17 protein-coding genes and 5 pseudogenes are annotated in these 20,726 nt (G+C 68.1%); 7 read left to right on the forward strand and 15 right to left on the reverse strand.

The window, feature by feature from the left end:
* Positions 1-32: 32 nt before the first annotated feature.
* From ACZ5WE_RS36625 to ACZ5WE_RS36640, 4 genes and pseudogenes are all read right to left on the reverse strand, one after another.
* A pseudogene (locus ACZ5WE_RS36625) lies at positions 33-1,565 on the reverse strand (ISKra4 family transposase).
* A 68-nt stretch (positions 1,566-1,633) separates the two neighbouring features.
* Positions 1,634-2,005, reverse strand: coding sequence for a hypothetical protein (locus ACZ5WE_RS36630; RefSeq protein ID WP_467695744.1), 372 nt, complete (start codon positions 2,003-2,005; stop codon positions 1,634-1,636).
* Positions 2,006-2,468: 463 nt separating this feature from the next.
* On the reverse strand, positions 2,469-3,131 hold the full coding sequence (locus ACZ5WE_RS36635) for a response regulator (RefSeq protein ID WP_467695746.1): 663 nt from the start codon (positions 3,129-3,131) through the stop codon (positions 2,469-2,471).
* A complete protein-coding gene (locus tag ACZ5WE_RS36640) occupies positions 3,128-4,252 on the reverse strand; it encodes a sensor histidine kinase (RefSeq protein WP_467695748.1) in 1,125 nt (374 codons plus the stop codon). The genes ACZ5WE_RS36635 and ACZ5WE_RS36640 overlap by 4 nt, the downstream gene beginning before the upstream one ends.
* A 234-nt stretch (positions 4,253-4,486) precedes the next feature.
* On the opposite strand from ACZ5WE_RS36640, the gene ACZ5WE_RS36645 reads away from it, so the two are divergent.
* The gene (locus ACZ5WE_RS36645; protein WP_467695749.1) at positions 4,487-4,882 is read left to right on the forward strand and encodes a DUF6223 family protein; all 396 of its coding nucleotides are present in this window, start codon (positions 4,487-4,489) and stop codon (positions 4,880-4,882) included.
* A gap of 178 nt (positions 4,883-5,060) precedes the next feature.
* Here ACZ5WE_RS36645 and ACZ5WE_RS36650 read toward each other — a convergent pair whose 3' ends face one another.
* Positions 5,061-5,693, reverse strand: coding sequence for a TetR/AcrR family transcriptional regulator (locus ACZ5WE_RS36650; RefSeq protein WP_467695751.1), 633 nt, complete (start codon positions 5,691-5,693; stop codon positions 5,061-5,063).
* A gap of 232 nt (positions 5,694-5,925) precedes the next feature.
* Here ACZ5WE_RS36650 and ACZ5WE_RS36655 point away from each other — a divergent pair, with 232 nt between their 5' ends.
* Complete coding sequence (locus ACZ5WE_RS36655) at positions 5,926-6,546, forward strand: SDR family NAD(P)-dependent oxidoreductase (RefSeq protein ID WP_467695753.1); 621 nt, start codon at positions 5,926-5,928, stop codon at positions 6,544-6,546.
* A 9-nt stretch (positions 6,547-6,555) separates the two neighbouring features.
* Here ACZ5WE_RS36655 and ACZ5WE_RS36660 read toward each other — a convergent pair.
* The 4 genes and pseudogenes from ACZ5WE_RS36660 to ACZ5WE_RS36675 form a co-directional block, all read right to left on the reverse strand.
* Positions 6,556-6,717: pseudogene (locus ACZ5WE_RS36660) on the reverse strand (IS5/IS1182 family transposase); the annotation flags it as partial.
* 463 nt (positions 6,718-7,180) lie between these two features.
* A complete protein-coding gene (locus tag ACZ5WE_RS36665) occupies positions 7,181-7,552 on the reverse strand; it encodes a hypothetical protein (protein WP_467695754.1) in 372 nt (123 codons plus the stop codon).
* 587 nt (positions 7,553-8,139) lie between these two features.
* Positions 8,140-8,229: pseudogene (locus tag ACZ5WE_RS36670) on the reverse strand (IS5/IS1182 family transposase); the annotation flags it as partial.
* A gap of 182 nt (positions 8,230-8,411) precedes the next feature.
* A pseudogene (locus ACZ5WE_RS36675) lies at positions 8,412-8,600 on the reverse strand (ISL3-like element ISMex26 family transposase); the annotation flags it as partial.
* Positions 8,601-9,600: 1,000 nt separating this feature from the next.
* Here ACZ5WE_RS36675 and ACZ5WE_RS36680 point away from each other — a divergent pair.
* Positions 9,601-10,065 (forward strand): lamin tail domain-containing protein, encoded by a 465-nt coding sequence (locus ACZ5WE_RS36680; RefSeq protein WP_467695756.1) that lies wholly within the window; start codon positions 9,601-9,603, stop codon positions 10,063-10,065.
* A 467-nt stretch (positions 10,066-10,532) separates the two neighbouring features.
* Here ACZ5WE_RS36680 and ACZ5WE_RS36685 read toward each other — a convergent pair.
* The 4 genes and pseudogenes from ACZ5WE_RS36685 to ACZ5WE_RS36700 form a co-directional block, all read right to left on the reverse strand.
* Positions 10,533-10,655, reverse strand: a pseudogene (locus tag ACZ5WE_RS36685) (GNAT family N-acetyltransferase); the annotation flags it as partial.
* Positions 10,656-11,479: 824 nt separating this feature from the next.
* Positions 11,480-11,887 (reverse strand): nucleoside triphosphate pyrophosphohydrolase family protein, encoded by a 408-nt coding sequence (locus ACZ5WE_RS36690; protein ID WP_467695758.1) that lies wholly within the window; start codon positions 11,885-11,887, stop codon positions 11,480-11,482.
* A gap of 9 nt (positions 11,888-11,896) precedes the next feature.
* On the reverse strand, positions 11,897-13,015 hold the full coding sequence (locus ACZ5WE_RS36695; protein WP_467695759.1) for a fatty acid desaturase family protein: 1,119 nt from the start codon (positions 13,013-13,015) through the stop codon (positions 11,897-11,899).
* Between the two features lie 7 nt (positions 13,016-13,022).
* Entirely contained in the window at positions 13,023-14,078 is a 1,056-nt protein-coding gene (locus ACZ5WE_RS36700; protein WP_467695761.1) for a ferredoxin reductase, read from the reverse strand.
* 87 nt (positions 14,079-14,165) lie between these two features.
* Between ACZ5WE_RS36700 and ACZ5WE_RS36705 the strand changes: the two genes are divergently transcribed.
* The 4 genes from ACZ5WE_RS36705 (at position 14,166) to ACZ5WE_RS36720 (ending at position 18,284) form a co-directional block, all read left to right on the forward strand.
* A complete protein-coding gene (locus ACZ5WE_RS36705) occupies positions 14,166-15,305 on the forward strand; it encodes a PucR family transcriptional regulator (protein ID WP_467695762.1) in 1,140 nt (379 codons plus the stop codon).
* 445 nt (positions 15,306-15,750) lie between these two features.
* A complete protein-coding gene (locus ACZ5WE_RS36710; protein ID WP_467695764.1) occupies positions 15,751-16,089 on the forward strand; it encodes a thioredoxin family protein in 339 nt (112 codons plus the stop codon).
* 435 nt (positions 16,090-16,524) lie between these two features.
* On the forward strand, positions 16,525-17,031 hold the full coding sequence (locus ACZ5WE_RS36715) for a MarR family transcriptional regulator (protein ID WP_467695765.1): 507 nt from the start codon (positions 16,525-16,527) through the stop codon (positions 17,029-17,031).
* Positions 17,031-18,284: a multidrug effflux MFS transporter gene (locus tag ACZ5WE_RS36720; protein WP_467695814.1), complete on the forward strand. Its 1,254-nt coding sequence runs from the start codon at positions 17,031-17,033 to the stop codon at positions 18,282-18,284. Before ACZ5WE_RS36715 ends, ACZ5WE_RS36720 begins: the two co-directional genes overlap by 1 nt.
* Before the next feature lie 114 nt (positions 18,285-18,398).
* Here the strand turns inward: ACZ5WE_RS36720 and ACZ5WE_RS36725 are convergent, their stop codons facing one another.
* Positions 18,399-19,790: an APC family permease gene (locus tag ACZ5WE_RS36725; protein WP_467695767.1), complete on the reverse strand. Its 1,392-nt coding sequence runs from the start codon at positions 19,788-19,790 to the stop codon at positions 18,399-18,401.
* Between the two features lie 55 nt (positions 19,791-19,845).
* Positions 19,846-20,715: a carbon-nitrogen hydrolase family protein gene (locus ACZ5WE_RS36730; RefSeq protein ID WP_467695769.1), complete on the reverse strand. Its 870-nt coding sequence runs from the start codon at positions 20,713-20,715 to the stop codon at positions 19,846-19,848.
* Positions 20,716-20,726 lie beyond the last annotated feature (11 nt).

The following is a 20,726-nucleotide window of genomic DNA, read 5'->3' on the forward strand; positions in this document are numbered from 1 at the left end:
CGGTGCAGTGTGATCGCAAGGCAGCCCCGCGATCAAGCGGTGAGGGCGAATTCCTGCTGGTCGGGTGCCGGATAGAGGCGCTGGTGCTCATGTGTGGTGTGGTGACGCCAATAGGAATCGAAGTCACCGTTGTCGATCAACGTGCGGAGCCTGAGGACGGCTTCGGCGCCGGCGAGGCCCCAGCGGGCTCCGGTGATGTCCAGTCGGTCGCCGATCAGGTGTCGGCAGGCGCCCTCGATCGCGCCGGTGGCGATGGGGCCGGCTCGCGGCCAGGGCGATGCCGTAGCGGAGCTGGTCGAGGTGGCCGGACAGATAGCGACGGCAGGTATCGACGGCTTCTCTTCGGTTGGCACGGAGGCCGGCCTCGTCGGCTTGGGCGATCATCTCCCGGGCGGCACGGTCGGCTTGACCCGCGAGGATCGTCGTCAGATGGCCGGCGACCAAAGCGTCGGCCTCTGCGGTGCCGACCTTGTGGAAGGCGTGGGCTGCCGTCCAGACGTACTCGGTGACATGCACGAAATCCAAGAGCACGTTGATCGTGCAGCCGCGGCGGGCGGCTTCGCGCTGGATCAGGTCGAGTTGATGGCGGGCGCCGTCGACCAGAGCAACCCAGCAGCGATGATGGCCGGGATCGCGGGCCTCCGCCTGGGCGAAGACGTCGGCGATGACCTTCTCGGGCGGATGGCGGAGGGAGGCAGTGCACCATTTCCGTGTCGCGGCCGGGCCGCGGCGGATCCGTCGGCGGGTGCTGCGGCCGCCGGGCGGATGGATCACATCGTGCGGGCGGCGCGGAGCCGGGACGGCGTCGAAAACGCAGGCCACGGTGGCCATCCGCTTGCGGTTGGGCTTCTCGCCCGGCGTGAGTCGGCTGCGATGTCCGGCCTCGGCGGCGAGACGGGCTTTCTGAGTGGCGGGCCGCAACGCCTCCGGTCGCATGACCACGCCCCTGCCGTCGACCTCGATGACCAGCAGGACATCCCGGCTGCAGGGGACGGGAATGTGCTGTTGGTGGAAGGAGTCGATGTCACCGGAGGCGGCGGCCACGAGCTGTTCAAGACGGCGCTTGCCCAGCACTCGTCCGCAGCTCGCTCGATCGTCCTCTGAGCTTGGTCGAATGAGCCCCGCACCGCCTCGGCCACCGCGAGCCGCCGCAGTCCCATCGAATGCCGCCCCGCAGGAAGCGACAGCGTCGCATCGGCCGGATGAACATTGGCCATCAAAGGGCCTCGATAGGCCATGCGTTCCACACGCACCAGGCCGAACATGCAGGCCAGCCAGCGTGCATGGCCCGTCTCCCGCCACGGACACGGCCGCCCGTCCGAGCCGATCACCGGTGGCTGCACTTCCCGCCTGGCTGCCTTTTCTTCCCTGCGGGCCCGCAGATCCAGGTGATCCTGCAGTAGCTGCCGCAGCAGTTGACGTCCGGCTTCATCCAGGTGTTCTTCCAGCTCAGCGTGGGTCCACGACTGGGCCGGCTTGCCTTGCAGAGTGCGTAACAGCGATTCGAAGGCTCTGACCGAGCTGGCAAACAGGTCAGCACTCACGCTTGTGTCATACGGTTCCATCCCGGGGCTCTTCTCGGCTTGCGTCGATTTGGTTGGCACCTTCGACTCTTGAGAGAAGAGCCCCTCTCTCAAGAGGAGTTGGACCCCAATTCCGCCTCGTGGTGGGCCGGAGCGAACAAGCCCGGATCGCCCTCGGTCAGCCGGCCCCTGGCGACCAGCCGCTTCAACTTCCCCCGCGTCCCCTCGATCTTCCCCACCTCGGCGGGCAGCCCGATCCTCGGCACGACCTGCTTGGCCCGCACCGGCCCCGGCGCATCCCGAACCACCTCCACGATGTCCCGGTAGATCTTCGGGAGTGCACTCGTGTCCATCCCCGGCCGCCAGTGGGGCACCGCCAGCACCCCCACCATCTGCCGCTCGGCTCCGGCGTACGCAGATGCCTCCTCGGCCTCGTCCGCCCCCGACGGCTTCCGGCTCCGCAGGCATCGCGGCAGAGGCATCCGCCGACATCTCGGCCATCACCTCGGACACCGTCTCCCGAGCGATCCGCAACCGGTCCAGATTCTCCCAAGCCTCTTCCAACCCGGCCGGTCACCTCAGCCAGTTGCGCCCCAAGCTCGTCCACCCGCACCCGGGCAATCTCCTCCCGGGCCTCCAACTCCTCGAACAACGAGCCCATCAGGATCGCCTCCTCCACCGCCCACGGTAGAGAGAGGTTCAGCCGAACACACCCCGATCAGCACCGACCTACCGACTGCTTCCCTTCAAAGGAACCGCACCCGAACGAGAAGTGGGCGGCTCGGGGCGTGGTCCCGACGCGCACAACAGTGCCGCACATAGATGGACGCCGATGGCGTTCCCGGATGGCCTGGAATCACCAGCTGGAGTCGAGATCGCCGTCGCCCATCAAGGCATGAAGGTGCAGGAGGACTTCAGCGCCGGGCGCTCTCCGGCAGGGCACTGTCAGTGGTTGCGTGGGGTGACCAGGCCGGATTCGTAGGCGAGGACTACCAGTTGGGCGCGGTCGCGGGCGTGGAGTTTGGTCATGGCCCGGTTGATGTGGGTCTTTGCAGTCAGCGGGCTGATCACCATGTGGTCGGCAATCTCGTCGTTGGATAGGCCGTGGGCGACCAGGGTGACTGCCTCGCGTTCGCGGCTCGTCAGCTCCTTGAGCCCGATGCCGGCGGAGCCGAGGGACGGTTGGCTGACGTACCGGTTGATCAGCTTGCGGGTGATGGACGGTGCGAGCAGTGCGTCGCCGCGGGCGGCGACGCGTACGGCGTGCAGGAGGTCGTCCGGCACGATGTCCTTGACGAGGAATCCCGCGGCGCCCGCGCGCAGCGCGTCGAGGACGTATTCGTCCATGCCGTAGTTGGTCAGGATGACGACATGCACGCTGGCCAGGGCCGGGTCGGCCGCGATCCGTCGGGTAGCCTCGATGCCGTCGATGTGAGGCATCTGGATGTCGATGAGCGCGACATCGGGCAGGTGCTCCTTGATCAAGGCGAGCCCTTCGTGGCCGTCGGCGGCCTCGGCCACCACGTCGATGTCGTCCTCGAGGTCGAGCAGGGCGCGGAATCCGCTGCGGATGAGGGGCTGGTCATCGACCAGCAGGACACGGATCACGATGTCTGCTCCACGGGGAGTTCGGCCTGCACGGTGAAGCCGCCTTCGCTGTGCGGTTCCGCGCGCAGCCGGCCGCCGAGGGCAGTGACGCGCTCACGCATCCCGAGCAGCCCCAGGCCCGGCGTCGGCGCGGCAGGCGGGGTGGCAGTGCCGTCGTCATCGACGCGGACGGTGAGGGCGTCGGAGCGGTAGCCGATGCGGACCGACGCGGTGCCGGCGGCGGCATGCCGGGCGATGTTGGTCAGCGATTCCTGCACGATCCGGTACGCGGTCCGGCTGACCGCGGCCGGCACATCATTGCGGCTGCCTTCGATGGTCAACGATGCCTCCAGGCCAGTCGCCTGGAACCGTTTCACCAAGTCCGATATGTCGTCGAGACCCGGCGGGGGAGCAGTGTCGTCGTCGCGCAGCGCCTCCAGGGTCGCGCGCAGCTCTCGACTCGCCTCCCGGCCGGCCTCCTGGATCGCCAGCACGGCCTCCGGTACCTGCTCGCCACGCCGGCGGGCCACATGGACAGCCACTTCGGCCTGCACCTTGATGACCGAGATCTGGTGGGTGAGCGAATCGTGCAACTCCCGTGCGATGCGCAGCCGTTCCTCGTCCGCCCTGCGCCGTGCGGTCTCCTCCTTCGTGCGCTCGGCCTCCTCCGCCCGCCGCTCGGCCTGCCGTAGCGCCTCACCGGCGGCAAACGCGGCGATCAACCAGGCCACCTCGAGCACGTGCCGCGCCTGCGCCAACGCCTCGCTCGTAGGCCCGTCGCGAAAGACCAGCGCCGTCAGGTGCAGAACGACCAGCAGGGTCACGGATGTTGCCACCGCCAGGGCGCGGTGCCCGGCCCGTACCACACCGTAGATCGCGACCAGGTACGACACGGCGAGCATCTCGAAACCGGCCACCTGGTAGCCCACCGCGCACAGCCCGGTGACGGCCAGCACGGCGCGCGGAGCCCGACGGCGTGCCACCAGCGCCAGGCCCCCGGCCGCCAACAGCGCATAGCCGAGCAAGTCGTGATCGGCGTCGGGCTGCTTCCCGGACACCCCGGTGCCCAGCAGCAAGCCGGCAACGCCGAGGGCGATCGCCCAGTCCCCGGCCCCGGCCGGGACGCCGAACCGTTTGTCCATGCGCGGCACCCTAGCTGGACGCCAAGGCGGCGCGAGTCCTGCATGAGGACGAACGGCTCGCTACCGCACCCGTGGTACCTGCGCTGCGCCTGCCGCGTCCGCAGTATCCGGGTACGGCAACGGCGGCACTGCAAAGTGCCTGCGCCTGTGGGACGACCGGCGCCCTGGCCGGCAGGCATTCTCAAGCCACGTCCAAGACGCGGAATCCGCTATCGACGAACGAGGAGAAGGACAGTGAGCGCATCACAAACGATCCTGGCGGCTGCCGAGGGCGGAATCATCGGTGATGGGCGCACCGGGGCCAATCTGGCCCTCGGGGCAGCGCTGATCGGTGTGGCCCTCGGGTGGTTGGCCCTGGCCCGTGTCGGGGGACGCATCAACACCGGCAACGGCCGCATCGGTGCCCTGTCGGCCTTGGGGGCGGGGCTGGTCGGCACCCTCCTTGCAGTGTTGCACCTGGCCACCTCCAGTGGTGGTCCTGGCACTGGCAACGGGCTCGTCGGAGCGATCGCGGCCGTCCCGCTGGGGCTGACCGCCCTGATCCTCGGCCGCCGGGCGCTGACCCGCTCCCACCGCACCGCCCGGCCAGCCGACAGCAGCCGATACGAACGTACGGCTGAGTCTGCGTGAACATCGGCCATCACATGTCCCACCGCGCTCCCGGCCCCAGCCAAGACCTCATACCCAGCCACTCTCTCAGCGGGCGGCAAGGTGTTGGATGCCCTAGGCGGTTTTCGTTTAGATCAGTCTGTCCTGTCTGGGGTGGTTGGCCTGCACGTCGCCGGCCTGGCCGTGCCATTCGACCGGGCTATGACTTGTCGGCGAGGTTTTCCAGAGCGTCGTGGACTTCTTGTTGGGTTGGCTGGCTTGCGGTCAGGGGGTGACGGGCGGATGCGGCGCGTAGGCCGTCCAGGAGGAAGGCGGCTTGGCGGCGCCATCCGTTCGGGGCCGCCTCGGCGGTGGCTCGTGCCAGCAGTGCGTTGGCGGCGAAGGTGAACACCAGGTCTGCGTTGGTGAAATCGGGGCGGAGAGCGCCGGCTTCGTGGGCCCGCCCGACGATTTGCTGTGCAGCGTCCATGGTGCGGCGGCAGGCAGTCATGAGGCGCTCGGCGCCCGGGTAGCGGCCACTGATTACGTCGGCGACGGCGGGGTCGGTGGCCTGGAGTTCGCAGAGCTTCTCGACGTAGTGCGTGAATCCCTCCCAGGCATCCTCGAGAGACAGGGCCTCTTCGGCCACCTCATTCAGGCGACGTGCCGTGCGGTCGGTCACCACCTCGTCGATGAGCGTCTCGCGTGTGCCGAAGAGGTTGTAGAGGGTGCCGTGGCTCACTCCTGCCCGCCGGGCGATCTCTTTGAGCGGTACCTGCAGGCCGCGCTCCTGGAAGAGCTCCGCGGCGGCTGCCCGCAGCTTGTCCGCGTTGCGCTGTGCATCGGCCCGCATTCGGGGTCCTTCCTTCCGGCCTGATACCACTCATCGCGTCCTGTCCGCCCCACATATCTTGACCCACCGGTCAATCTGCATGTTACCGTCGAAGAGGAAGTTGACCAGGGGGTCAAGTTACTGGAGCGAGGAGCGCCCACATGTCTAAAGTGATCGCAGTGTTCGGCGCCGGCACCGGTCTTGGGTCCTCTGTCGCCCGTCGCTTCGGCGTGAGGGTTTCCGTGTCGCCCTGGTGGCACGCCGCCAGCATCGACTGGACGCCCTTGCCGAGCAGCTGGCGGAAGACGGCATCGAAGCAGCCGGTTTCGCCGCTGACCTGTCGCGGCCCGCCGAAGTTCCGGCGCTGATCGCGGCCATCCGCGACCGCTTCGGTCGCATCGACGTCATCGAGTACGGGCCCTTCAGCACCGAGCAGAGCCTCATCCCGGCTGCCGAGATGGGTGCCGCCGCCCTCGAAGAGGGACTCCCGATGTTCTTGCTGACCCCGGTGGAGGTGGTGCGCGCCGCCCTGCCGGAATGGACCGAGCGGGGAGACGGTGCCTTCCTCCTGACCACCGGGGTCACGGCCGTCCACCCCATGCCTCGGCTCAGCGGCCTGGCTCCCCTCGGTGCCGCCGCCCGCAACTACCTCTACTCACTCCATGGCGAACTGGCCGACGCAGGCATCTACGCCGGAACGCTCTCCGTGGGCGCGACGATCGCCCGCAGCGAGATGAGCGCCTTGATCACTCGGGCCGGAACTACCTCGGGATTTCCGGTTGTCGACCCCGACGACCTCGCCGAGCAGTACTGGGACATGTACACCAAGCGCGACCGGATCGAGCAGCTCCACCCTGAGCCGCAGGGCACATAGCGCACGGAATCAGCGAACGGACCACAGGAAGATGCCAGCAATGTGGAGCCCTGCCAAGGAGATAACAGCGGTCTTCTCGTAGCGGGTGGCGATGCCCCGCCACTGCTTCAGGCGGTTGATGCACCTCTCGACGGTGTTGCGCTGCTTGTATCTCTCGCGGTCAAAAGCCGGTGAAGTGCTGGGCCGACAAGGCCTATCAGTGCACCGGCGGCTCCACCCGGGTGCCCTTCCGCGGCCGTAAGGCTCAAGCGGTGGCAGCGTCGGCACAACAGCAGCCATGCCAAGCCCCGCTGCCTTGGCGAGCAGGCCATGGCCACCCTCAACGGCTGGCGGCTCCTGCAGAAGCTCCGCAGCAGCACCAACCGCATCACGACCTGGTGAAGGCGTCCTCGTTCTTCACCACGCACCAGCGTGAGAGGGGGCTTACTGGCCGATGACGGGGTCTCCCGCTCGGTCGGATCGCGGGGGTGCCGACGGAACAGAGAACAGACGCCTATCGCTCACTGTGTCCTCTTCGGCAGCGAAGAAGTCAGCGAGCTGCATCGAGCCGCAGCATTGGGCGTGTGCATGGTGCGGGGGGCGATACTGGCCTTCGCCGGTGGCGGGCACTCGTCGCCTGATCTCACCAGGACAGTCATCGTCGATTCCGCCACTTGCCCATGGCGTACGTCAGGCATGCGAGGAGGGCGCCCAGGGCCAGGCCCTTGATAGCGGCCCGGCTGGGCGCGGAGCCGGAGAGGCTGTCCAGGAAGCCGGCGGCGATGCCGAACACCGCCCCGCATACGGCCGCCTGGCCGCCAGTGCCCAGGAAGGGATAGACCCGCAGCACGACGTACGCCAACGCGATCACGACAGCGCAGATGACGGCGCCGAAAATCACGGCTTCGGTGGTCGAGGTGCCGTCGCCGGCGTCGACATAACCGGCCCAGGCACCCAGCCCGGCTCCCGCGAGAGACGCCACCAACGGAGCGGGCGCATGCCAGTGGCTTTCTGCGGCGTATGACATTACCTGTGTCCCCTCTCTCACCTCCTCCCGGCTCGCATCCGATACGCCAGGTCGGCAATCGTCACAGCCGGGTGGCCTATCCAGAGGTGGCCTATCCAGACCGCAGGCTGACGCCGGGCTTCATTCCGTCGCGGGTGCTCCGGTGGCCACTGAGGTGTGGTCGGTCCAAGATGAGCAGGTGGATCAGCAGGCGCCGAAACCACCCATAGCGAGCGACGGTGGCGCTGGATGAGCGTCAGCGGACGGCCGCGCTCAGTGAGGCGGTACGGGGGCTCACCGAGGCGGGATGGCGCGTGGAGACCAGCACTCCGCTGCGTGCGGTGCTGGTGAGAGGACGGCACCCGAACCGCCTGCTGCACGCGATGACAGTCGTCCTGCGGGTATTCACGCTCGGCGGCTTCAGCATGCCGCCTGCCGCACCACTCCAACAGCGCCAGGTGGTGACTGTGGACAAGTGGGGCGGCGTTCATCAAGACGGCGCTCGCCCGCCAACTGACCAAGGGGGCTAATACCGCGAACGAGGAACCGATGCCCACTAGCGCATGTTCCTTGGGGTTTTCCTTGCCTTGGACCGACTGGCAAATGGATCATTTGAGGCACCGGGTAGTGGGGCGAACGTCCCAGCGGTAGTGGATCGTTGCTCGGCGGATGAGCATGCGGAGCGTGACGAGAACGGCAGCGAGGTGGACGTGTTCCTGGACCTCCGCCCAGGAACAGGGCGATGTCGGTGAGGTGGGCGGTGAGGGCATTCGTGCGGCGTGCGTGCGTGCGTGCGTGCGTACGTGCGTACGTGCCGGCGGGTCAGGGCCGGGACCTGCTTGGCGAACGGCCCTTGGGCGCAACGGTCGTTGCTGCACACGAGACGACGTGCCCGAAGATCGAGCAGCACCCGTCGGCCGCCGACAGGGCGGTCTGAGAGAGACCGCTGGTAGTAGCAGTGCACCTGTGAAGGTCTCCGCCTACACCCCGGGTAGGCGGCCGAGCCTGCCGGAGACCGCACGACGATCCGGACCTCTGATGCTCCGAGGACCACCCTCTCGACCTCCACCCCACATCCGGCAGAAGTACGTCAGCGACGCTCACTGCATCCTTCACACAACAGGTGATGCCCACCCGTCCGCGATCGGTTGCACCCCCAAATCAGCGACAGAGCCCGCAAAGTAGACCAGAGCCCGTTCTCGTGAACAGAGCCAAACATCCCGTTCCTGCGGTGGGCAGTTGGAAGATGCCCGGTCGCCGCCGTAGATGTGGCGGCGACCGGAACCCGCGCGGGACCGCGGCTCCCCCTTGGTCCTCGCGCGAGGTGCCCTCCTGGCGTGGGGGCGAGGCTGCGGGAGTTGCCCCGCCGGCCGGTCACGCGTGGAGAGCGGAGGCTGGAGCCGTGTAGTCGGCGATGCGGCTCCAGCCGGCCTCGGTGGTCACGGCTCGGGGGCTGGGAGCCTGCGGTGCGGGACGAAGCCCAACTTCACCTGAAGTGAGGGTAGAGGGCGACCCGGGTGGATCGGAAGCGGGTGGTCGCGCTTGGAGCTGCTCAGCCGTCCTTGTCCTGTGCGCCCTGGGCTTTGGTGTGGGCGAGTTGGTAGGAGTCGGTGCCGGGTCTCAATGATTCCCCACGCCGGCATCCTTCCTCCCGTACCAAGGCCGCTGGATGCGCGACGTCGAGCATGCTGTCTCCGAGGAGGGAAATCGCATGTCAGAACAGCCTTGACGCCTGCGTGCGAGTAGGCGGAGCGGGTGCCTGTTACCGGAAACTGACCTGCTGGAAAGGGCGAGCGCAGAGGTGGGCCGGACGGGGGCAACCGCTTGTTGTTCAGCATTCAAAGGGTCGTTGGCGTATGCAGCAACTCGTGGAAAAACGGTTCATCATGGTCGGTGACGGATACAAACGAGTGTTGCTGAAATATCCGGATCTGGTAACACCCTCCAGTTGGCCCCCGCGCGGGCCCGCAGCAGTCCCACGCTGTGGTCATCCGGCAGCACGCCGGGGAACCCGCATCGTCCAGCGTCGCGCACACCGGGGCGAGGGACATGTACTTGAGGGGGCACTCATGTCCGCTGCACGTGACATCCGCCGTATCGCGGCTGCGATCCTGGCTTCCGGCGTCGTTCTGGGGGCCGGCGCTCTGCCGGCCGCTGCCGACGGCCACGGGGAACGACACCGCTCTGCTGTCGTCATCGGCGAGGTCCAGTACAACAGCCCCGGCCGCGACGACCACTCCAACCGAAGCCTCAATGCCGAGTGGGTGGAAGTGAAGAACAAGTCCCGCCACTCGGTGAAGCTGCGCGGCTTCACGCTGACCGACAAGCAGGGCAACCGCTACCGCTTCGACCGCCTGCGCCTCAAGGGCCACTCCAGCGTCAAGGTCCACACGGGCCACGGACACGACAGGCGCCACCACGTGTACCAGGACCGCCGCAACTACGTCTGGGACAACAACGACACCGCCACACTCCGCAACGCCCGCGGACACGTCCTGGACCGCGAAACCTGGGGCCGCGGCCACCATCACTGATCCCACCACCGGGCAGCCCCGCCCCCGCGGGGCTGCCCCACCGCACACCGCACCTGGCGGAACTGCACCCGGGCAGGATGGCCCCGACCGTGCCCGCCGTCTCCACGCGCAGCTGGCGGGTCAGCTTTCGAGCTCCGTACCAACCTCGATCGCCGTGGCGAAGAGCGATAGATGGCGGGCGTCCCCGGGAGCCATCAGCAACGCGCTGGACAAGCTGGTGGCGCTCGGGCTGGCGCGGCGGACCGGGGGAGGGCCTCGTCGGTTCACCGCGGTCGCGGGTGACAACCCCAAGCCTCGGGAGTAGTTCCGTCGGCAGCATCGGGCAGCCGCCAGGTCGGAGAACCGTTCTGGCGGGTGCCCTTTGTCTGCGACAAGGTGATGCCGCCCGCCGTCTCCGCCATCAAGCGCGAGATCGAAGTCGCTCGCGCGAGGGACCGAGTGCTAGGGCCTGTCCGATAGGTCGAGTCCTAGCGCAAGTTGAGCTCGCCGACTGTTTGGCCTCCGCTGGTCTCACCCATCAGACGGAATCCGAGCCCGAGGTAGAAACCTACGGGGCCGCCCGTGCCCGGATGCCAAGTGGTGGTCAGGCGGGAGCGGGGCTGCGTTCACACAGCTCGTCGAGACACTTGCGCTCGGCGTGTGAGTTGCTCGGGCCGTCGCATGATCCAGTTGGTGACGCGTCGGACGGTCAGATGCGGCAGCGGGGGACCGCTGGTAACAGCAGTGCACCCGTGAAGATCTCCGCCCACACCCCGGGGCTGGCCGTTGAGCACGCCGGAGACCGTACGACAAGCCGGACCTCGGATTCCCCGAGGACTACCACCTTCTCGAACTTCACCCCGATACCCGGCAGAAATACATCAGCGACGCTCCCATCACACACAGGTGATGCCCATCCGTCCGCAAGCCAGGAGCACCCCCAAATCAGCGACAGAGCCCGCAAAGTGGACCAGAGTCGATGAAAGTGAAAAAAGCCATCCGAGCGGCTCACGCTGGGAGACAAGCACACCCGACGACCCAAATGGCGGCTACCCAAACCCGCGTCAGACCAAGCACCCGACGACAGACGACTGAGGTCGACGACGGTGCTGTGCCCGCAGGAGGCCGGGACCGGCAGCGAGCCTGAGGTGCGCCAGTCCATGCCTGACGCGGTGGTGCGCCTGCCGATCGTGCCCTGCCCTCTGAGCGCGGACGTGGCCGGCCTCGTAGGGTTCAGCCCCTGCTGCCACGGTCGCAGAGGGCGCCGTGGTGGCGAGAGCCGTGCTGCATTCTCCGGTGTGATCCGGCGGCACAGTAGCTGCGGATGCATTTGGCCGACCGCAGGGCTTGGTTGCGCACGACCGCCTCCGGTGGCTGCTGCGAGTGGCGGGCGGTTCGTTCGACGCTGGCCTGGCTGAGACCCGACGCCGCGAATTCACGTGAGGGGAGGGGGTCGGCCCGAGGGCTCCGGCGGGGTCAGTCGGTGGACACGCGGATCGGGACGCCGTTGACATCGCGTTTTGTATACGCGGCCATGCTTCTTCGTGATCTTCTGCTCGATTTCGGCGGAGAGGTCGAGGTTGTTCATCTCGGCTACGGCTACGGCTACGGCTACGGCTACGGCTACGGCAGCGACGTAGAGGACGATCTCGGCGAGTTCCTCGCCGAGATCGGGCAGGTTCTTGCGCCAGGCGGTGGAGGATTCGCCGACTTCTGCGTTGAGCAGAGCGAACTCCAGGAGCACGTTTGTGGTGTTGAATCCCTTGGCTACTTCGTTGGCCCAGGCGCGTTTCTGCGCCTCGCGGATGTCTTGCCGCCGGAACGGCCGAAAGCGCTGAACCAATACCGCGAATCAGGCCGCGACGAGCTCCCGCTCGCGGTCCGGCGTCTTGACCTTGACCTTCTTGTTCGGCAGCGAGAGCCGGAAGACCTTGTGCCACGCGGAGAACACCTGCTTGGGCAGCGGCCCGGTGACGTACTCCAGCTCGTACTTCTCGAACAGCGCGCGTACCTTCACCGCGACCTCGGCGTACCGGTTGCTCGGCAGGTCCGGGAACAGGTGGTGCTCGATCTGGTGCGACAGGTTGCCGGTCATGAAGTGCATGGCCTTGCTGCCGCTGATGTTCGCCGAGCCCATCATCTGGCGCAGGTACCACTGGCCGCGCGTCTCGCCCTTGATCGACCGGCGCTCGAAGACTTGCACGCCCTCGGGGAAGTGCCCGCACATGATCACCGAGTGGGTCCAGAGGTTGCGGGCCAGGTTCGCGGTGAAGGTGGCGGCGAGCGTGGGGAGGAACGACGGGCCCGAAAGGAGCGGGTGGATCACGTAGTCCTTGAGCACCTGCTTGCGAATCTTGCGGCCCACGGCCTTGGCCCGCGCGCGGAACTCCGGGGTCTTGCGGCGGTGCGTGGGCAGGTTCTTGCCGAGCTCCAGGTCGTACGCTGCGATGCCGTACTCGAAGAAGCAGGCGTTGATGAAGTTCCACAGCGGCTGGCCGAGGTGGAGCGGGTGCCACTTCTGGTCCTCGTCGACGCGCATGATGCCGTAGCCGAGGTCGTTGTCCTTGCCGATCACGTTGGTGTACGTGTGGTGCAGCTCGTTGTGCGAGTGCTTCCACTGCTCGGACGGCGAGACGTGATCCCACTCCCAGGTGGTGGAGTGGATCTTCGGGTCCCGCATCCAGTCCCACTGGCCGTGCAGGATGTTGTGGCCGATCTCCATGTTGTCCATGATCTTCGCCACGGACAGACCGGCGGTGCCGATTAGCCACGCGGGCGGGAAGATCGAGAACAGCAACACGCCCCTGCTGGCCAGCTCGAGCTTGCGCTGCGCCGAGATGACTTTACGGATGTAGGCGGCGTCTTTCTCGCCGCGTACGGCGATCACCTCGTCGCGGATCGCGTCCAGCTCGCGGCCGAGCTCCTCGATCTGCTCCGCGCTCAGGTGGGCGGTGGGGTCGATGGCGGTCAAGGTGCTCCTACCGTTCGATGTCGCAGGGGCCCGCCGCGGCGGACACGCAGGTCTGGATGAGGACGCCCGGATCGGCCTCGGTGATTTCGCCGGTGCGCAGGTCGCGGACAGCGCCTGTCTTGAGCGGCGTGACGCAGCCGAAGCAGATGCCCATGCGGCACCCGGAGGGCATGAGCACGCCGGCCTCCTCGCCGATGTCCAGCAACGGTGTGGCGCCGTCCGCGTCGACGGTCTTGCCGGTGGCGCTGAACGTGACCTCGCCGCCGTCGCCGGCGACGACGATGCTGGGGCGGAAGCGTTCGGTGTGCAGGCGTTCTGGGACGCCGTGCTCACTCCAGTGCTTTTCGGCGGCGTCGAGCAGGCCCGCGGGCCCGCAAGCCCAGGTCTCGCGCTCGGCCCAGTCGGGCACGAGTTCGTCGAGACGGGCGATGTCGAGGATGCCGTCGGTGTCGGTGTGCACCTCGGTGAGCCGGAGCTTCTTGTCCGCGACCAGGCCGTGCAGGTCGTTGCGGAAGATCACGTCTTGCGGCTGTGGCGCGCAGTGGATCATGGCGACATCGTTGAACTCGGCGTCGCGCAGCATGCCCATCACGGGCGTGATGCCGCTGCCGGCTGTCAGGTAGAGCACCTTGGCGGGCTTGGCCTCTGGCAGCACGAAGTCACCGGTCGGCTGGTCGAGCTGGATCAGCGTGCCCGGTTGCGCCCTGCGGACCAGGTGGTTGCTGACCTTGCCGTCCGGGATCGCCTTCACGGTGATCGTGACGCGGCCGTCCTGGCGGTGCGTCGGCGAGGTGATGGAGTAGGCACGCCACAGGCGCACCCCGTCGACGTCGACCCCGATCCGCACGTACTGACCGGCCGTGTGGCCGCGCCAGCCCCGCCCCGGCCTGATCACGATGGTCGCGGCGTCACCGGTCTCGGGGTGCACGGCCTCGATGCGCCCACGCAGGTCAGCGCCCGCACGCAGCGGGCTGACCAGGTCGAGGTAGTCCGACGGCAGAAGCGGCGTCGTGACCATCTCCAGCAGTTTCCGCGCCCTGCTGCGGAGGGCTGTACTCGTCATGACTTCAGCTTGCTGCGCCCCACGGCGTAAAGTCCTAACCGCAGAACGTAAATCTGGTCGGCTGAATTGTTCGCAAGGAACAAAAACGTGAGCCATGCAATCCGGAGGGCCAGCGAACTGGCCCTTGATGAGACGACGGTCACCGCACTTCGGGCCGCGCTGAAGACCACCGCCGACGAGGTGGTCCAGGCGATCATCGACGAGGTCCCTCCCTACGCCAACGCCCTTTCGGGCAGCATGGGCGCCACCATCCGCCGAGCCGTCCGCACCGCCCTGGGGCACTACCTGGACCTCGCGAGCGGGAACGCCACAGGCGGCGACGCCGGTGACGCAGCCTACGAGCTGGGCCGCGGCGAGGTGCGCGACGGCCGTTCGATGGACGCCCTGCTCGGCGCCTACCGCGTCGGCGCCCGCGTGGCCTGGCGATGCCTGGCAGCGGGTGCCGTACCCGCAGGCCTGCCCGCCGCCGAGGTCGCCAAGTTCGCCGAGCTGACCTTCGCCTACATCGACGAGCTCTCCGCCGCGAGCGCCGCGGGCCACGCCGACGAACTGGCCGCCCGGGGCAGGGACCAGGAACGCCACCTGGAACACCTGGCCCGCGACCTCCTCGGCGGCGCGAGCCCGGACGTGCTGCTGGTCTCCGTTCAACGGGCCGGGTGGCAGCCTCCGGTTTCGCTGACCGCGGTCCTGCTGCCCGCGGCCCAGGCCCGGCCGGCCTACCGCGCGCTCGACCCGAGCACCCTCGTCCTCGACGATCTTCCGGACGCCACCGGTCTGCTGCTCGTCCCCGATGCCGACCGATCACGTCTTTTGCGGCAGCTGACCGACCGCACCGCCGTGGTCGGCCCGGCCCGGCCATGGACTCGTGCGTCCGCCTCGTACGCACGGGCCGTACGCGCACGCTCCCTCTCCCCTGAAATTCGCGACACCGAGGACCACCTGCCCGAGCTGGTGCTGAGCGCCGACGTGGACGCGCTCGCCGACCTGCGTGCCCGAGCCCTCGCACCGTTGCGGACCCTGCCTGCCGCGAAAGCGCGGCGGCTGGAGGAGACGTTGCGGGAGTGGCTGCTGCACCAGGGCAGGCGCGAGGAGGTGGCGGCGGCGTTGTTCGTCCATCCCCAGACGGTCCGGTACCGGCTGTCGCAGCTGCGGGAGCTGTTTCCTGATCTCGCTTCGCCACACCGGGTCCTTGAACTGACGCTGGCGGTCGGCCTTCGGGTCAGCTGACGCGTTCTTCGACCGTCCACGACCGCGTCCGTGAGCGGACCAGGGAACCGTGCCTCGTTCTCGGTCCCATCAGCTGGCTCATGCGGCCATTACAAGAGCGCTATCAGCCAGCTGAGACCGGGGGTGCGGTGAAGACCAGACAAGGGATCGGGAAGCCCGTCGGGGAGGCTGTCTCTGAGAAGCGCGGTGGCGGATACGGCTCGACCGGAGCCGGTGGACGGTGCGCACAGGCTGCCCGCTCATCGGGCATCTCGTCGGCAATCTGGGCCGCTATGTCCTTAAAAGCGGCCTTCATGTAGCTGTGGAGGGCACTGTCCTGGCGCAAGCTGCGACGGCTCCGTGCCTCCGTGCCGACAGGCCAACTGGACGATCGACCGGGCGGGCCCGGCACACCGAGCAAGGGATGATGGGGGTGGAATGACGGAATGTGAGGTCAGGAGCTTGCATGGCGAAGCGGGTCCACCGCCCCCGGGAAGACGCGGAGTTCAATTTCATCCTCGAGATGAGCGGAGTTCCGGTCCTCGCATACTTCACCGGGACATGGCCCAAGGCAATCGAGCCCTGCCGGGTGATGGACCTCGTCGTGGGTGACATCGCCGACGACTACACGGGCCGCCTGACGGCCGTCCGCGCCGACATCACGCGTTGTCCGGCCGCGACCGAGCGATACGGGATCACCGGAGCCCCGTCCTGCGTCCTGCTGAAGGAGGGAGAGGTGGTGGCGCACGGCACGGGACCTATGACCGTCGCCGAGGTACGGAAGTTCCTGGACGGCCACCTCTGAGCGGCCGCTGCGGCACGTGGCCGCGGCGCCGTCACGTCTCGTCTATGGGAGGTGCGCCGCCTGGGACACCTTGGGGCTGAGACACCCGCACAGGTCACATAGCGTCGTCCAGCACGGGCCCGGGGCGCAGCGCTGTTTGGCCGACCACTGCGAGGTCCAACTACGAGCTCGTGACCGTGGGCCCTGATCGGGTTGGCAGCGCGTCGTCTCCTCGGCCCGCTACATGACCAGTCGATGACCGTCGTTCACCAGACTTCGTGCTGTCTCATGAGACAGCTGGCAGCTCGTTCTCCGCCGAGCCGGTCACGGAGCAGGAGAGGGGCTGGTTCAGCCTGATGATCTCTATAACCTTGGCCAACTAGGAAGCTATTGCTTTGTAAGTAGCATTGCGCAGCAGCCTTTACGGCGCTCAGTAGCAAGCCGTAGCTTTATTGTATGGCTGTGGATGATGAGGATCTGTACACCGCCGAGCAGCTGCGCTGGGGTGTCTCGCGCCTGGCGTCGCGGCTGCGTGCGGAACACGTGGGAAGCTCCGAGCCACTGACTCGGCTGTCGGCCTCGGTTCTGGCCAATCTCAAGCACCGTGGTCTGCTGGCGATCAGTGAGCTGGCGCTGATCGAGGGGGTGCAGGCGCAGTCGCTGACGCGCGTGGTGCAGGAGCTGGAGGGACAGGGACGGGTCGAGCGGAGCCGGAGCCTCGTCGACAAGCGGCGTCAGGACATTGTGATCACCGAGGCGGGCCGTGCCGCGCTGGACGAACATGTCCGTGACGGCAATGTGTGGTTGGCGTCGGCAATGGCCCGCAGCCTGTCGCCGGCTGAGCGGGGGCTGTTGCGGCTGGCCGGCGGGTTGATGCAGCAACTGGCCCTGGTTGACCTGCCGGAGGCTGAAGACAGCGGAGGCCGCGGCTCCGGCCGCGGTGGGCAGGGCCGGCCGCGGTGATGATCCGTCAAGCTCGGGTGGGGCGGAGGCCGACCGGTGTCGGCGGGCGTTCGCAGGTGTTGTTTCTGGCGGTGATGGCAGGACTGGGTGCCGCCAGTCCACTGGCGACGGACATGTACGTCCCCGGACTGCCAGAGATGGCGCGGTCGTTGGACACCAGCAGCGCAGGGACGCAGGTGACGCTCACCGTCTTTCTGCTGGGCGTCATCGCTGGGCAGCTGGTCCTGGGGCCGCTGAGCGATCTGGTGGGGCGGCGGCCGGTGCTGCTGCTGGGTACGTCGGCGTTCGCTCTGTTCGGCTTCGGGTGCGCGTTGGCGCCGACGATCGAGGCGATGACGCTGCTGCGCTTCGGGCAGGGTTTCTCAGGGGCCGCGGGTCTGGTGATCGGGCGGGCCGTGGTTGCCGACCTCTTCCACGGCGTGGAACTCGCCCGTGTGTATGCGACGTTGGCGGGGGTCGGCGCGCTGGGTCCGGTGCTCGCCCCGGTGCTCGGCGGGGCTCTGTTGGCGATGGTGCCGTGGCAGGGCGTGTTCGTGGTGCTCGGTCTCGTCGGTGCTGCCCTGGTGCTGGGTCTGGCGCGGGGCGTGCCTGAGTCTCTGCCTCCGCAGCGCCGCATAGGTGGCGGTGCCGCGGGGGCGATGCGGGCCACGGGGAGCCTGGTGGCGCAGCCTCGTGTGCTGGTGCCGGTGCTGACCATGGGCTGCATGGGCGCGGCGGTCTTCGCCTATGTCGCGGGAGCCACCTTTGTCTTGCAGGATCTGCTGCATCTGTCGCCCACGATGAGCAGCGTCGTCTACGGCGTGAACGCGCTCGGGAACCTGGGGGCTTCCCTGCTGTACGGGCGTCTGGTCCGGCGGCACCGGGCGGAAACCTTGATGGTGCTCGGCGCGGCGGCCGGACTGTCGGGGCAGCTGGTGCTGCTGGGCCTGGCGACGACGGTGGGTGCGGGCCTGTGGGAGACCTGGCTGTGCTTGCTGGTGTCGGTGTCGTCCTTCGGGTTCCTCTTCCCGGCCCTGACCACGGTGGGTCAGAGCCGGGGGCGCCACGCGCCAGGGACGATGTCGGCGCTGCTGGGAGCGTCCCAGTTTGCCTTCGGCGCCGTCGCTTCGCCGCTGATCGGGGTGTTCGGCACCAGCAGCGCTACCCCCATGGCGCTGGTGATGGGCGTCTTCCTGGCGCTGACGACGGTGGGGGCGGCGCTGTGCCGACGGCAGAGCGCGGCGGTGGCGTCCGCCGTTCAGTACCGGCAGTGAGTTCGCCGCTGAGCCTCTCGTGGTCGCCCTGCCGCCTCCGGCTGGATTCCGTGACGGGCGGCCCCCAGGCGTGCGGGACCGGGAACCGAACCTGTGCTGCTGATCGAACCCCGGTCACTTCGTGTTCTGTAGAGGCGCGGCGCTTTGGAGGTCTTGCGGTGCAGTCTCTGTGAACGCCATCTCTGGTGGCGGAACGCGGAACATCCGAGTCAGACAAGCCAGGTACACCACGCCGAGGCCGAGCCAGATCAGGCCCAGGGTGAGCGCCCTGCCGTCAAGGTGGAAGAGCAGGTAGAGGTCCACGATCGTGCCGATCGCGGGGGCGACGACGTACGACAGCGGGTTCGGGCTTTCACCGACGCGGCGGCGCCGCACATACGTGGCCAGTACGGCGACGTTGACGAAGGTGAAAGCGGTGAACGCGCCGAAGTTGATGAAGGACGTCGAGGTTGCCACGTCCAGGCGCAGGGCGATCAGGCCGATCACGCCGGTCAGCAGGATGTTGAGCGCTGGGGTGCGGTAGCGCTCGTGGAGGCGGGCGAAGACCCTGCGTGGCAGGGCGCCGTCGCGACCCATCGCGTACAGCAGGCGGGAGGTGCTCGCCTGCGCGGCGATGCCGGATGCGAACTGCGCGACCACGAGCCCTGCCAGGAACACGGAGGAGAACAGGTCGCCGCCGATGGTCTTCGCGATCTCGAAGGCGGCAGAGCTGGGGTCGTCGAAGGCGCTGCCCGGATGGGCGAGCTGGGCGGTGTAGGCGACCAGGACGAAGATGCCGCCGCCGATCAGCGCGGTCAGCAGGATCGCGCGCGGCATGGTGCGCTTCGGGTCGACCGTCTCCTCCGTCAGCGTGGTGACCGCGTCGAAGCCCAGGAAGGAGTACGCGGCGATGGCGGCGCCCGCCGAGATCCCGGCGGCGGTGGTTGCGCCGTTGGCGAAGGGCGTGGCGCTCACCAGCGCACCGGCGCCGCCGGTGTGGAAGACGTGGCGCACCGAGAGGACGACGAAGATGCCGATGACCAGTACCTGAAAAACCATCAGCAGGTCGTTGACGCGCTCGGCGGTCTTGATGCCCCGGATGTTCAGCGCGGTGGTGACGGCGACGAAGCCGATGATCCAGATCCAGTGCGGCACACCGGGGAACTGCGCCTGGAGGTAGGCGCCGCCGATCAGCCAGATGACCATCGGCAGGAAGAAGTAGTCGAGCAGGGTCGCCCAGCCGACGATGAAGCCGAGCCGCCCGTCGATCGCCTTGCGGACATAGGTGTAGGCGGACCCGGCGACGGGATGCGCGGCGGCCATCTTTCCGTAGCTGTGCGCCGTGAACAGCATCGCGACGAGGGCGAGCAGGTATGCCGTCGGGACCGCTCCGCCGGTGCTGGCGGCGACCACGCCGAAGGTGCCCAGCACGATCAAAGGAGTCATATAGGCGAGACCGAACAGGACGACGGCTCTGAGGGTGAGGGTGCGCGCGAGTGCGGGCGCACCATGGGCGTCGTTGGCCATGGGGGGGCTCCGGGGACGTACGGGTGGGGGCGAAAAGAGGGTGAGAGTCGAGGTGTCAGGCTCGCGGACGCCAAGTGAGCGGGTCGATGCGGCCGCCGTACAGCGGCAGCTCGATGGGGGCGTCGGTATCCGTGAACTGGTCCCACATGCGGGTCACGCCTGCGGTGCCGTACTTCCGGACGCGGGTCACGTCGTCCAGGTCGATCACGTCGGTGAGGATGGTGCTGCCGTCGCCGGGCGCCTCGGCCCGGATCCGACCCTCGGGGTCGACCACCAGGCTGTGGCCGCTGCCCATGGGGCCCGCGGTGTTCACGCTGACCACGTGCACCTGGTTGACGATGGCGTTGGCGCGGGCCAGGACGATCTCCTGCGCGCGGTCGGCGGTCGTCGTCATCACGGGGTTGACGATGACCTCGGCGCCCTGCCAGGCCAGGTGGCGGGCGACCTCCGGGAACCAGGCGTCGTAGCAGATCGCGAAGCCGATCCGTCCCGCCTCCGGGACGTCGAAGACCACGAACCGGTCGCCGGGGTCGTAGGGCTCGCTCGGCCGCCAGGGGAATACCTTGCGGTACCAGGCCGCCAGACGCCCTTGCGGGGAGAAGGCCAGGGCGGTGTTGAACAGCTCCCCGGCAGGGCCGCGCTCGCACACCGAGCCCGGCAGCAGCCAGATGCCCAGGTCTCCGGCCAGCGCGGCGAGATCCTTGACCCGAGGACCGTCCAAGGGCTCGGCGATCTCCCGCAGCTGTGCGTGCGCCTCGCCGCCGAGGGCGTCGACGCCGCACAGGTGCAGCTCGGGGAAGACGGCCATCCGGGTGTGCGGGAAGCGGGTCAGGATGCTCTCCGCCTCGGCCGCGAAATCTGCGAGCGGGGAATGCGCGAGCCGCGGCGGCAGCTGGGCGAGAGCCAGGGGCAGGGGACGGGACATGGACGCGAAAC

The organism is Streptomyces sp. NPDC033180 (assembly GCF_055577645.1).

Coding starts and splice junctions, on each gene's coding strand:
- ACZ5WE_RS36710 (WP_467695764.1), top strand. CDS start 15,751: ATGGCGAAGCGGGTCCACCGCCCCCGGGAAGACGCGGAGTTCAATTTC.
- ACZ5WE_RS36725 (WP_467695767.1), bottom strand. CDS start 19,790: ATGGCCAACGACGCCCATGGTGCGCCCGCACTCGCGCGCACCCTCACC.
- ACZ5WE_RS36650 (WP_467695751.1), bottom strand. CDS start 5,693: ATGCGGGCCGATGCACAGCGCAACGCGGACAAGCTGCGGGCAGCCGCC.
- ACZ5WE_RS36700 (WP_467695761.1), bottom strand. CDS start 14,078: ATGACGAGTACAGCCCTCCGCAGCAGGGCGCGGAAACTGCTGGAGATG.
- ACZ5WE_RS36680 (WP_467695756.1), top strand. CDS start 9,601: ATGTCCGCTGCACGTGACATCCGCCGTATCGCGGCTGCGATCCTGGCT.
- ACZ5WE_RS36630 (WP_467695744.1), bottom strand. CDS start 2,005: ATGCCTCTGCCGCGATGCCTGCGGAGCCGGAAGCCGTCGGGGGCGGAC.
- ACZ5WE_RS36730 (WP_467695769.1), bottom strand. CDS start 20,715: ATGTCCCGTCCCCTGCCCCTGGCTCTCGCCCAGCTGCCGCCGCGGCTC.
- ACZ5WE_RS36715 (WP_467695765.1), top strand. CDS start 16,525: ATGGCTGTGGATGATGAGGATCTGTACACCGCCGAGCAGCTGCGCTGG.
- ACZ5WE_RS36665 (WP_467695754.1), bottom strand. CDS start 7,552: ATGTCATACGCCGCAGAAAGCCACTGGCATGCGCCCGCTCCGTTGGTG.
- ACZ5WE_RS36640 (WP_467695748.1), bottom strand. CDS start 4,252: ATGGACAAACGGTTCGGCGTCCCGGCCGGGGCCGGGGACTGGGCGATC.
- ACZ5WE_RS36720 (WP_467695814.1), top strand. CDS start 17,031: ATGATCCGTCAAGCTCGGGTGGGGCGGAGGCCGACCGGTGTCGGCGGG.